At 62.0% G+C, this 12,788-nt stretch carries 7 protein-coding genes and 1 pseudogene; 7 read left to right on the top strand and 1 reads right to left on the bottom strand.

The window, feature by feature from the left end:
• Nucleotides 1-37 precede the first annotated feature (37 nt).
• From zwf to NZ585_09390, 6 genes and pseudogenes are all read left to right on the top strand, one after another.
• Nucleotides 38-1,570: a glucose-6-phosphate dehydrogenase gene (gene zwf / locus NZ585_09415; protein ID MCS7080254.1), complete on the top strand. Its 1,533-nt coding sequence runs from the start codon at nt 38-40 to the stop codon at nt 1,568-1,570.
• 21 nt (nt 1,571-1,591) lie between these two features.
• Entirely contained in the window at nt 1,592-2,761 is a 1,170-nt protein-coding gene (locus tag NZ585_09410) for a glucose-6-phosphate dehydrogenase assembly protein OpcA (protein MCS7080253.1), read from the top strand.
• Between the two features lie 4 nt (nt 2,762-2,765).
• A complete protein-coding gene (gene pgl / locus NZ585_09405; GenBank protein MCS7080252.1) occupies nt 2,766-3,512 on the top strand; it encodes a 6-phosphogluconolactonase in 747 nt (248 codons plus the stop codon).
• A 151-nt stretch (nt 3,513-3,663) separates the two neighbouring features.
• Entirely contained in the window at nt 3,664-6,396 is a 2,733-nt protein-coding gene (gene acnA, locus NZ585_09400) for an aconitate hydratase AcnA (protein ID MCS7080251.1), read from the top strand.
• Nucleotides 6,397-6,523: 127 nt separating this feature from the next.
• Nucleotides 6,524-7,303 (top strand): ABC transporter permease, encoded by a 780-nt coding sequence (locus tag NZ585_09395; GenBank protein MCS7080250.1) that lies wholly within the window; start codon nt 6,524-6,526, stop codon nt 7,301-7,303.
• Nucleotides 7,304-7,405: 102 nt separating this feature from the next.
• Nucleotides 7,406-10,507 (top strand): annotated as a pseudogene (locus tag NZ585_09390) (AMP-binding protein).
• 91 nt (nt 10,508-10,598) lie between these two features.
• On the opposite strand, the gene NZ585_09385 reads toward NZ585_09390, so the two are convergent.
• Nucleotides 10,599-11,741, bottom strand: a complete 1,143-nt coding sequence (locus tag NZ585_09385) for a hypothetical protein (GenBank protein ID MCS7080249.1) — start codon at nt 11,739-11,741, stop codon at nt 10,599-10,601.
• Between NZ585_09385 and mtnP the strand changes: the two genes are divergently transcribed.
• Nucleotides 11,701-12,594 (top strand): S-methyl-5'-thioadenosine phosphorylase, encoded by an 894-nt coding sequence (gene mtnP / locus NZ585_09380; protein ID MCS7080248.1) that lies wholly within the window; start codon nt 11,701-11,703, stop codon nt 12,592-12,594. The two genes, NZ585_09385 and mtnP, sit on opposite strands and share 41 nt — an antisense overlap.
• Nucleotides 12,595-12,788: the final 194 nt, after the last annotated feature.

Raw genomic sequence — 12,788 nt, 5'->3', positions numbered from 1 at the left:
CGCCCGGCAGGGCGGCGCAAACCGGGAGCGATACACGATGGCGAACGATCTGAACCCCCTGCGCGAAGAAGCGCGCGTGGAGCGCACCCCTGACCCCTGCATCATTGTCATCTTCGGTGCGTCGGGCGATCTGGCGAAACGCAAACTGGTACCGGCGCTCTTCAACCTTGCCCGTGAGCGTCGGCTGCCCGGCGGCTTTTCAATGGTCGGCTATGCCCGCAGCCCCATGAGTGACGAAGCCCTGCGGGCGCTGATGCGCGACGCGGTGGCGCAGTTTTCCAGTTCAGGCCCGCCGACCGAGGCGGAATGGGAGAGCTTCGCCGCCGGCCTATTCTACTGTCAGGGCGGGTACGACGACCTTGCTGGCTACGAACGGCTCAAGGCGCGGCTTGCCGCAATTGACGCAGAACGCGGCGCGGGCGGCAACCGGATTTTCTACCTTTCTACGCCGCCCAGCCTGATTGGGCCGATTATGGACGCGCTTGGCGCGTCAGGTCTGGCGCGCCGGACGCCGGGCGGCTGGACGCGCGTCATTATTGAAAAACCCATCGGCTACGACCTTCAGACAGCGCGCGCACTCAACGCGCACGTCGGCCGCATCTTTGACGAAGAGCAAATCTATCGCATTGATCACTACCGGGCGAAGGAAACCGTGCAGAACATCGTGGTCATGCGGTTCGCCAACGGCATTTTTGAGCCAGTCTGGAATCGGCGCTATATTGACCACGTTCAGATTACGGCGGCGGAGGTGGTCGGCGTCGAGGGGCGCGGCGGCTATTACGAAGAGGCAGGCGCGGTGCGCGACATGCTCCAGAATCACCTGCTCCAACTGCTGGCGCTGGTCGGCATGGAGCCGCCCACGTCGCTGGACGCTGACGCCATCCGCGATGAGGCCGTCAAAGTCGCCAAGGCGATTCGGCCCATCCCGCCTGACGCCGTGGACGCCTATGCCGTGCGCGGGCAGTACACCGCCGGGTGGGTCGGCGGCAAAGCCGTCCCCGGCTACCGCGAAGAGGAGGGCGTCAACCCAAAGTCCACGACGGAAACCTATGCCGCCGTCAAGCTGGAAATTGACAACTGGCGCTGGGCGGGCGTGCCGTTTTATCTGCGCTCCGGCAAACGCCTAACCAAACGCGCCGCCGAGATCGCCGTCCAGTTTCGCCAGGTTCCCATGCGGTTGTTCACCACGACCGAGGCTGACTTGCACGAGCCGAACCTGCTGGTGATGAAGATTCAGCCCGACGAAGGGCTGACGCTGCGGCTAGCAGCGAAGCTGCCCGGTCACGCCATTCACCTGCGCTCCGTCAACATGGAGTTTCGCTACGGCACATCTTTTGGCGTACGGTCGTCGGAGGCGTACGAGCGGCTGCTGCTGGATTGCATGTTCGGGGACGCGACGCTCTTTACGCGCCGCGACATGGTGGAAACCGGCTGGGCGCTCATGACGCCGATTCTTGAGCACTGGGCGGCGAGCGGCGAACGCAACCTGCACTTTTACGAGGCCGGCACGTGGGGTCCGGAAGCCGCCAATCAGTTGATGGAGGAGGGACGCACCTGGCGGCGGCTCTGACGACGGCGGGAGAACTCCGGCATGGGCATCGTCGAAGACATTGAACGGCGTCGTCAAGTGGATGTGGCGGCGATTGAGCGCGAACTAACCGAGTTGTGGCAGGTCGCAGCGGAAGCCAAGGAAGGCGACGCCACCGCCGCCGTTATGCGCGTCTGTCTGCTCAACCTCCTTGTGTTGATCACCGACGAAGCGCATTTCGGCGCCGTTTCGGAAGTTGTTGCCAAGGTGACGGAATCCGCTCCATGCCGCGCCATCATTATGCACGCCAACCCGGCCGGGCCGGAGGCGGAAACTCACGCCTGGATTGCGTCACACTGCCACCTTGACGACCACATGCGGCAGGTGTGCTGCGAGGAAATTCGGGTCTCCGTCGGCGGCTCGGCCGTCAAATATCTGGCGCGCACCGTCGCGCCGCTCATCGTCCCTGATCTGCCAGTGTTTCTCTGGTGGCGCGACATCCAGACGCTGCGCGAGAAATACTTCGCCGATTTCCTGCCCGACGTCGATCGCGTTATTGTGGACAGTCGCGGTCTGACGCACCGCGACAGTCTAGCTGTGCAACTGGCGAAGTTCGTCCTTGAAACCCAGCGGCGTGCGGCCTTTAGCGACCTAAACTGGACGCGCCTGACGCGATGGCGCGATCTCATCGCCGGCCTGTTTGACGCGCCGGATTTGACGCATTACCTCAATGAATTGACGCGCGTGACCATTCGTTACGCTAAAGACGCCGAAGCGCCGGGGCTGCCATTACAGACATTGCTGCTGGCGGGCTTCTTCGCAGCGCAGCTCAACTGGACGCTCAGAGACGCCTATGAGATCAGCCCTCATCAGGCCGAACTTCGCTTTCGCGCCCATCGGCGGCGCGTCATGTTGACCATTGAGCCGCAACCCGACAGCCGCCTGCCGCAGCGTGAACTGACCGAGGTTTTGCTGATCGCCGAACGGCCCGAGCCGGCGCGTTTCAGCGTCGTTTGTCAGCTGTCGGAAGGCGCAGACCTGCTCTACATCACCTCGGTGGATATTACCGGCGGTGCGCGCCACCATACGACCATCACCCTGCCGCCGCTGACTGACGCGCGCTTGATGTCGCGGGAAGTTGAAATTTTCGGTCGCTCCAAGCCATATGAACGTGCGTTGCGGATGGCGCTTGAAATGATGACCGAGCTTGAGCTGGACGCGCAAAGCGAATAACGCCATGAACATTTTCGTCTTCCCGACCGCTGACGATTTGGCGCGTCATGCCGCTGAGTCGTTTGTGACGCAGGCTAACGCAGCAATTGACGCGCGCGGCCGATTCGCCGTCGCCTTTTCGGGAGGAAACACGCCGCGCGTTATTTTTCGCCTTCTGGCGACCGAGGCCTTCGCTCGGCGCGTCAACTGGAGCGCCGTCCATTGCTTCTGGGGCGACGAGCGGTGCGTCCCGCCCAACCATGCCGACAGCAACTTTCGGCTCGCCTGGGAAATCCTCCTAGCGCCGCTGGGCGTCTCGGAAAGCAACATTTATCGGATGGAAGGCGAGCTTCCTCCGGCTGAAGCGGCGGCGCGGTATAACGCCCGCTTACGGGCGTTTTTCCGCGACGCCCCCCTGCGCTTTGATTTGATTCACCTTGGCATGGGCGAGGACGGCCACACGGCGTCGCTGTTTCCCGGCACGGCAGCACTCGCCGAAACCGAGGCGAAGGTGGTGGCTAATGCCGTACCGCAACTGAACACGATGCGCCTTACCTTCACTGCACCGCTCATCAACGAAGCGCAGGCCGTGGAGTTTTTTGTCACCGGCAGCGGTAAGGCCGGCGTGCTGCGGGAGGTGCTGGTCGGCGACCGGAAAGATCGTTATCCGGCGCAAATGATTCACCCGACGCACGGAACACTGACATGGCTTGTTACCGCCGACGCCGCCGCGCAGCTTCCGGCGGAACTTGTGCGGCAGGCCGTAATTTGAATCTCATCCTTATTTGAATCTCATCCTTGCCCGTCATTTCGCGCTATGACGGCGACAACCCGCCCCAAGCCGCCGGTACTCGCACACGTCGGCGTACTGTGCTACTTATGACCAAAGTGTTCCCAAGGATACAAACCACCACGACCCGCCTATGGACCTGACAACCCTGATCCGAACGTTTCCTCTCGGCGACGGCGGCGAAGGCCGGTTGGTCTCGTTGCCCGCGCTCGAAGCCGCCGGCTTCGGCGAAGTCTCAACGCTGCCGATTTCACTTCGTATCGTCCTCGAAGCCGTTCTTCGCAACTGCGACGGCCGACGCATCACCGAAAACGACGTGCGGCGTCTAGCCGACTGGCAACCCAACGCTGAACGGACGACCGAAATCCCCTTCGTCGTGGCGCGCGTCCTGCTCCAAGACTTCACCGGCGTGCCGCTCCTGTGCGATCTGGCGGCGATGCGTTCGGCGTTCGTTCGTATGGGGAAGGACCCGGCCCTGATTGAGCCGCTCGTCCCTGTGGATCTGGTCATTGACCACTCCGTACAGGTGGATTTCACCGGCCGCGAACGCAACCTGCCTACCCTCGGCGACAACGGTACGCCGGCCGACCCGCTGACCCTCAACATGCGACTCGAGTTCGAGCGAAACCGGGAGCGCTATGAGTTTTTGAAGTGGGGTATGCAGGCGTTCAAAACCTTCCGCGTCATCCCGCCGGGCGTCGGCATCTGCCACCAAGTCAACCTCGAATACCTCGCCCAAGGCGTCCTGTCGCGCGATGGGATGTACTTCCCCGACACACTCGTTGGGACGGACTCCCACACCACCATGATCAACGGCCTGGGCATTGTCGGCTGGGGCGTCGGCGGCATCGAGGCGGAAGCCGCCATGTTGGGTCAGCCAGTCTCCTTCCTGACGCCTGATGTCGTCGGCGTCAACCTCACAGGACGCCTACGCGAAGGCGTGACGGCGACCGACCTCGTGCTGACTGTTACCGAAATGCTCCGCAAGGCGGGCGTGGTCGGCAAGTTCGTCGAATTCCACGGCGACGGCGCAGCCGCGCTGAGCGTCCCCGACCGCGCAACGCTGGCGAATATGGCTCCCGAATACGGTGCAACGATGGGCTTTTTCCCCGTTGATGAAAAAACCTGCGACTACCTGCTGGCGACGGGTCGCGCGCCGGAGCAGGTCGCCGTCGTCCGCAACTACTTCCAAGCGCAGGGTTTGTTTGGGATTCCGGCTGCGGGCGCGTGCCGGTACTCGACCGTCCTTGAACTCGATCTGGCGACCGTCGAGGCAAGCGTCGCCGGGCCGAAACGCCCGCAGGATCGCATTGCGCTGAACCGAGTGGCGACGGTCTTCAGCGAAACGCTCACGAAACCAACCGCCGCCGGTGGCTTCGGCATCCCCCCTGAGCAAACGACAATGCGCGCGCCGACCAGCGACCCCTACTTCGGCGACCTTGGCCACGGCGATGTCGTTATCGCGGCGATTACGTCCTGCACAAACACCTCCAATCCGAGCGTCATGCTCGCGGCGGGCCTCGTTGCGCGGAAAGCCGTCGCGCGCGGCTTGCGCGTTCGCCCAACGGTCAAAACTTCGCTCGCCCCTGGCTCGCGCGCCGTCACCGCTTACCTTGAAAAAACCGGGTTGCTCGATGACCTGCGGCGGGTCGGCTTTGACGTGGTGGGCTACGGCTGTACGACGTGCATCGGCAACTCCGGCCCGCTGGAGCCGACCATCGAGGAAGCCATCACCACGCACAGCCTCGTCGCCGCAAGCGTCCTGTCGGGTAATCGCAACTTCGAGGCGCGCGTCCACCCGAATGTCAAGGCGAACTTTTTGATGAGTCCGCCGCTGGTCGTCGCCTTCGCCTTGGCCGGGCGCGTCACCCTTGACCTCACTCAAGAACCGCTTGGCTACGACGACGCCGGCCAGCCTGTGTATCTGCGCGACGTGTGGCCGACGACCGACGAACTCGCCGCCGTCATGGACGCCGCTTTTGACCGCGACACCTACCGGCGACTCTACGCCGACTTCACCGAAAACCATCCGCTGTGGAACGCCATCCCCTCTGTCGCCGGACAGGTGTACGAGTGGCGGCCGGATTCAACCTACATTCAGGAGCCGCCGTTTTTCGCCGACTTCAGCCTTGCGACCAAGACATTCGCTGACATTCACGGCGGGCGGGCGCTGGCCATCTTTGGCGATTCAGTCACGACCGACCATATTTCCCCGGCGGGCAGCATCAAACCGACTTCGCCGGCCGGCCGGTATTTGCAGGAGCGGAACGTCGCCGTCGCCGACTTCAACAGCTACGGCGCGCGGCGCGGCAACCATGAGGTCATGATGCGCGGGACGTTCGCCAACGTTCGCATCAAAAACCTTATGCTGCCGGGGACAGAGGGCGGCGTTACAGTCCACCAGCCGAGCGGCGAGCGCATGCCAATCTATGACGCAGCAATGCGCTACGCCGAAACCCAGACGCCGCTGTTTGTGTTCGCCGGGAAGGAATACGGCACGGGCAGTTCGCGCGACTGGGCTGCCAAAGGAACGGCGCTGCTGGGCGTGCGCGTCGTCGTGGCGGAAAGCTTCGAGCGGATTCACCGCAGCAACTTGGTCGGCATGGGCGTTTTGCCGTGTCAGTTCACCGACGGCGTGACCGCGCAGTCTCTCGGGCTGGATGGAACGGAAACCTACGCGCTGGTTGGACTGGCGGAAGGCGTTGCGCCGCGCCAGACCGTCACGTTGGTCATCGAGCGGGTGAATGGCGATGTCGAGCGCGTCCCAGTTCAACTCCGACTGGACACACCAGTGGAGATTGACTATTACCGGCACGGCGGCATCCTGCCCTACGTCCTGCGGCAAATGTTGCTGAATGACGCCTAGGCGTAGACACCCTGCTTTGTGGTGAGTCGCTATTCCAGCCTTCGCTTGACCACAGGTAGGAATAACTTTTCAGAAGCGTTTCAAGCAAAAGTCGGAGGGCTAACGTTACTTGCAAAACCTACGCGATATGTCGCGGATGCGTCTGACGATCTTCCGCGACCACGGCTGGTTGCTCTACTCGCTCGTGCTGCGCGACTTGCGCGGCCGCTACAAGGGTTCCTTTCTCGGCTTTTTCTGGACGTTCCTCAACCCGCTGCTGCTGATGCTGACCTACAGCGTGGTGTTCGGGTACTTCCTCCAAGTCAATGCGCCGGCCTACCCGGCGTTCATCCTGAGCGGCCTGCTGCCCTGGATCTGGTTCTCGACGGCCCTGCTGCAAGGCTCGACCTCCATTCTGGAAGGCGCGTCCTACGTGGGGAAAACCATTTTCCCGACGCCGGTGCTGCCGCTCGTACCGGTGCTGGCCGGTATGGTCAACTACCTGCTGTCCTTGCCGTTGCTCCTGATGTTGCTGCTGTTTTTCAAGCTGCCCGTGGGGTGGGGCCTTCTGGTTTTCCCCATACTGGTCATCATCCAGACGCTGCTGCTGTGTGGTCTGACGATGGCCCTTTCAGCCCTCAGCGTCACCTTTCGCGACACCCAACACCTGCTCGGCCACATCATCACCATCCTGTTCTTTATGATGCCGATTATGTATCCGCTGAGGGCGATTCCGGAACGAGCGCGCTGGATTGTAGAACATAATCCGCTGGTCGGGCTTTTTTATGGCTACCAGCAAATCTTCTATTATGGCGAAGTCCCCGACCCACGCCGCTTGCTGTGGCTATTTGTCTTCGCTGTCGCCGTTTTCTACGGCGGGCAATTCACGTTCAACCGGCAAGCGGAGTCTTTCGCCGAACTCATTTAGCCACGCCGCCTCAGCCGGGAACGCTCCCGCCGCCGGTCGCGTGGTTTCCGCAACAAGCGGTTTGTCGGTAAGCAGCTTTTCACGTAGGAGAGTCGTCGGCCTATGAGCGCACCCACACCTTCGAGCCGTCCCACCGTCAACCCAATCCGCACCCGCGCCGACTGGCAAGCGCAACGCGACGCCTGCCTTCAGAATCCGGGCGCTTTTCATGGCGCGATTGCGCGGCGTGAAATTCACTGGTTCGACGCTGCACGGGCGGCATGGCTGACCTATGACGAAACCGCCGCACGCTGGACAGGCTACGACTACCGAACCGGAGCGCCCGTGACCTGTGACGCAGCCGACTTCACGCCGTGGGCGCAAGCCTTCGACGAGACGGAAGCGCCGTATTATCGCTGGTTCGTCGGCGGCCTCACCAACGCCTGCTTCAACGAAGTGGATCGCCATGTCCTTGCCGGCCACGGCGATGAAGTTGCGTTTTACTTCGAAGGCGACCGCTGGGATCAATCCCTTGACAACGGGCGCGGCGGCCCAGTGGTTTCCTTCCCCGTCACGCGCAAGCGCCTGCTGCTGGAAACGGTCAAGGCTGCGCTAGCGCTGCAGGGGCTGGGACTGCGTGCTGGCGACCGCATCGCCATCAATCTCCCCAACATCATGGAGCAAATTTACTTCACCGAGGCGGCCAAGCGGCTCGGCGTCATTTACACGCCCGTCTTCGGCGGGTTTTCGGCGAAAACGCTTAGCGACCGCATTCACGACTCCGGCGCGAAGGTCGTTATCACGTCGGACGGCGGCTACCGCAACGCGCAGATTGTGCCTTACAAAGAAGCCTACACCGACAAGGCGCTGGATGATTACGTCCCCGTCGCCGACGTCCTGGAGATCGTCCGCGACACGCTCGAAACCCTCACCGAAAAATCCACCTTCGGCTGGTTGGGCGAACATTTTCATGACTCGGTCATTGAGCATATTTGCCGGGCGGTACGCGACGCCGTCGTAGGTGACATCACCGTAGAACGCGCCGACGCCATGCGCGGCGTCGGGGTGGGGCTCAGCGAACTGCGCATGCTGTCGGCCAAAGCAAAGTCCATGATCCGCACCGCCATCGCCAAAGCGTTGGTCACAACGCCAGCGCGCGTCGAAGCCGTCGTGGTCGTCAAGCATACTGGGCAGGAGATTGTCTGGCGGGCGGAGCGCGACCGCTGGGCGCATGACTTGCTGGCTGAAGCCTCGCAGCGGCTGCTGGCGACGGCGCGTGCGCGCGGCTTCGCCGTTGAGACAGAGGAGGATTTGCTCAGTTTGCCCACAGCGGATTTGGTCAGTGTCCTCTACACGCATTCGCGCCCACTACCAGTGTCGTCCGAGTTTCCGCTGTTTTTCATCTACACGTCCGGCAGCACGGGCAAACCCAAAGGCGTCGTCCACGTTCATGGCGGGTATGTTGCCGGGATCGCCCATACGATGAAAGTGTCGTTTGACGCACGGCCGGGTGACGTGATGTACGTCATCGCCGATCCGGGTTGGATTACGGGACAGAGTTACCTGATTTCGGCGGCGCTGACGACGCGCGTCACCAGCGTCGTCGCCGAAGGCTCGCCGGTGTTTCCCAACGCCGGACGCTTCGCTTCCATCATTGAGCGTTACCGGGTCAACATCTTCAAAGCTGGCTCGACCTTTCTCAAAACGATCATGACCGACCCACAGAACCGCGCCGACGTGGAGCGGTACGATGTTTCGTCGCTGCATGTGGCGACGTTCTGCGCCGAGCCGACCTCACCAGCCGTTCAGCAGTTCGGCATGGAGTTGCTGTGTCGGCGATACATCAACTCCTACTGGGCGACGGAACACGGCGGCATCGTCTGGACGCACTTTTACGGCAATGACGACTTCCCGCTCCGCCCGGACGCCCACACTTACCCGCTGCCATGGGTGATAGGCGATGTGTGGGTGGCGGAAGCAACGGACGACAACGGTACAGCCGTCCGGCATCGGCCGGCTGAGATTGAGGAAAAAGGCGAAATCGTCATCACGCAGCCGTACCCATATCTGGCGCGAACTGTCTGGGGCGACACAGAAAACTTCGCCGTTACGACGACCGTCGTCGGCGACGGCGTGGAAATCGCCGCCGTTGCGCCGACGTGGCGCGGCGACTTCGAGCGCTACCGGAAACTCTACTGGACGAAATGGGCCGGGACGCTCACCTATACCCAGGGCGATTTTGCGCGGAAGTATGCCGACGGAAGCTTTAGCCTGCACGGACGCTCCGACGATGTTATCAACGTCAGCGGCCACCGCCTTGGCACAGAGGAAATCGAGGGCGCAATCCTGCGCGACAAGCAGCTGAACCCCAACTCGGTCGTCGGGAACGTCATCGTCATCGGCGCGCCGCACCGGGAAAAAGGCCAAACGCCGGTCGCCTTCATCCTGACGGCTGAAGGACGCAAGCTGACAACAGATGACGAACGCCGATTGTCGGAGCTGGTTCGGCAGGAAAAGGGTCTGACGGCCGTCCCGTCGGACTACATTCCGGTTAGCGCCTTTCCCGAAACGCGCAGCGGGAAGTACATGCGGCGGTTTTTGAAGAATCTGCTGTTTGACGAACCACTGGGCGACACGACGACGCTGCGCAACCCTGAAGTGCTGGACGAGTTGGCGGCTAAGATTAGGGCTTGGCGCGAAAAAACACGCCTGCGCGAGGCAAGCCGCGTCTTCGAGACCTACCGCTACGTGCGCGTGCAGTATTTCGATGTTATACCACCCAAAGACGGGCAAGCGGCGCAGCGCCTTGCGTTGGTAACCATCACCAACCCGCCGGTCAACGCTCTCAATGAGCGCGCGCTGGACGAACTCATCACCGTCGTTGAGCACCTCGAACGGCGCGATGATGTCAAGGTCGTCATCTTTACAGGCGAGGGGACGCGCTCATTTGTCGCTGGCGCGGACATCAAGCAGTTGCTTGACTTCAAAACAGTCGCTGAGGCGCTGCCGCTGCCGAACAATGCGCATCTGGTCTTCGGCAAAATCGAGCGCATGTCCAAGCCGGTCATTGCGGCGGTGAACGGTGTCGCTTTAGGCGGCGGCAATGAGTTTCAGATGGCGTGCCACTACACGGTGAGCGAGCCGACAGCCGTGTTTGGGCAACCTGAAATCCGGCTCAATTTGATTCCCGGCTACGGCGGGACCCAGCGTTTGCCGCGCCTGCTGGCGCTCCGGCGGGGCGAGCGAAACGGCCGGGATGAGTGAACGGCCAAAGCCCGTTTCAGGGCGCGTTTTCGGCGCAGGGCCGCTCCCGGTGTCATCGCCCTCCGAACAGACGGCGGAGTGGGGCTGTGATTCGCCACGAACGCGAACGGAGAACGTTTCCAAGTTGCGTCTCAACCTCGCGGCGTTCCGCTTCCGCTTGCTGGAGTCGTTGCTCCAGTTGGCGGCATTCTGCCTCCACCTGTCGCCACTGCGCCTCGACACGGCGGCGATCAGCGGAAGCCGCCTCAAGCTGCCGCTCCACTTCCGCTAGTCGCTGCCGTAAATGCAGAACTTCGTTGCTTTTGGCATGCAGCGTTTGTTCCCGCTCCGCCAGCCGGGCGCTCAAATCGGCAATTTCGGCGTCCTTTGCGCGCCACACCTCCGCTACCTCGTGGTCCTTCTTCTGAAGCGCCGCGTGCAGACGGCGTTCAAACTCAGTCGCCTGAGCGGACAGGGCGCGTTCGGACTCAAGCTGGACCTCACGCAATCGCTCCCGTAGCTCCAGCACCCGACACTGCATGGTGAGCGGATCAAAATCCTCGACGCCCAGTGTCCGCAGCAACCGCAAAAACGGCTCGAACCGTTTGCGCCGACCGGCGTCCGTCACCAAACACCACCGCGAAACGGCCAGCGACGGATGGACATCCGCCATTGTCAGCAACAGCGGCCGCCCACCTTGTTGACGCATCACCGCCATCAAATCGCCGACGTGAATGATATCCGCCGCGTCTAACCACCGGCCGAGAACGCCGTCGTAGGCAGCCAACGACGGAACCTCCGCCAGACGGTCAAACAGTCCGACCTTCGGCGGCGTGGCGTCTGGGTCTGTGACGAATGTCGCTGCATACCGCCGGACAAATGCCGCGTTGTCTTCTTGCGCCACAGCCGTCAGAAAGCGCGCCGGCCAGCAGTTCAACTCATCCGGCGCAGGGTGTTGATCGTCAACCGCCGCGCCGTCCGGCGTCATTAGGGCAAAGTCACCCTGAATCAACCCGCACGACCGCGCCAGATAAGCAATCCGGCGATCCAAAATGTGCCAAGATGCCGGCTCGCCGCCGCTCACCAGAGCGGATGAACCGACTTCGACGCCGCCGACCTGAGTGGTATCGTATGACTCACTTCGTGATTTTTGTTCGGAGTACGAAGACGCCCGTATGACCACGTTACCTGCATCGCCCATCAAGTATGCCGTCATCGGCGGTAGTGGTTTCTATCGCATGGAGGGTTTTGAGGGAACGGAAGAGTTGTTTATGGATACGCCATTTGGGAAGCCCTCGGATGCGATCATCACCGGCCGGCTTGACGGCGTACCAGTGGCGTTTCTACCGCGCCACGGACGCGGACATCTACTGCTGCCGTCGGAACTACCGTTCCGCGCCAACATTTACGCCCTCAAAATGCTCGGCGTCGAGTTCATTATCTCAATCTCCGCGGTCGGCTCGCTCAAAGAAGAACTCAAACCGCTCGATGTCGTCATTCCCGACCAGTTTTTTGACCGAACGCGCGGGCGGACGCAGGAATCCACCTTCTTCGGCGACGGCATCGTGGCGCATGTGACCTTCGCTGACCCAGTTTGCTCGCTCCTATGTGATTATCTCGAAGCCGCCGCCCGCGAACTAGACAACGTTCGGGTCCACCGGGGCGGGACGTACCTGTGCATGGAAGGCCCAGCATTCTCAACCCGCGCCGAGTCCAACGTTTATCGCCAATGGGGGATGTCGGTCATCGGCATGACGAACCTACAGGAAGCCAAGCTCGCCCGCGAAGCCGAAATGAGCTATGCGACGCTGGCCATGGTGACGGATTACGATTGCTGGCACGAAGGCCACGCCGATGTCACAGCCGAAATGGTCATTGACTTCCTCAACCGCAACGTCGCCACGGCGCAGCGCATTGTCCGGGGGACGCTGCGCCGGCTGGCCGCCGACAACCCAACCTCGCCCTATGCTTCGGCGCTCAAAAACGCCATCATGACGCGCCCGGATTTGGTTTTCCCCGAAACTCGGCGGCGGCTAGCTGCGATCATCGGGAAATACTTGCCGCTGTGACTACCGCCAACTCTCCACCACGCCTCCTTGGTCGCGGCAAGCGGCCTTTGTCGGGCGGCATACGTTGCCTAGGGCAGGCGGGCGACGCAGGTGTAAAAAAATGTTTTCCATCTGGTCGAACGGCGAGTCCTACGCCATACTTCGTGTTCCCCACACCGTCTTAGCCTTCGACGGGACGGCGGACTGCACCCCCA

This window comes from Chloracidobacterium sp. (genome assembly GCA_025057975.1).
In the GTDB taxonomy this organism is placed as follows: Bacteria; Acidobacteriota; Blastocatellia; order Chloracidobacteriales; family Chloracidobacteriaceae; genus Chloracidobacterium.
This window is presented reverse-complemented; position numbering and strand designations above follow the sequence as displayed.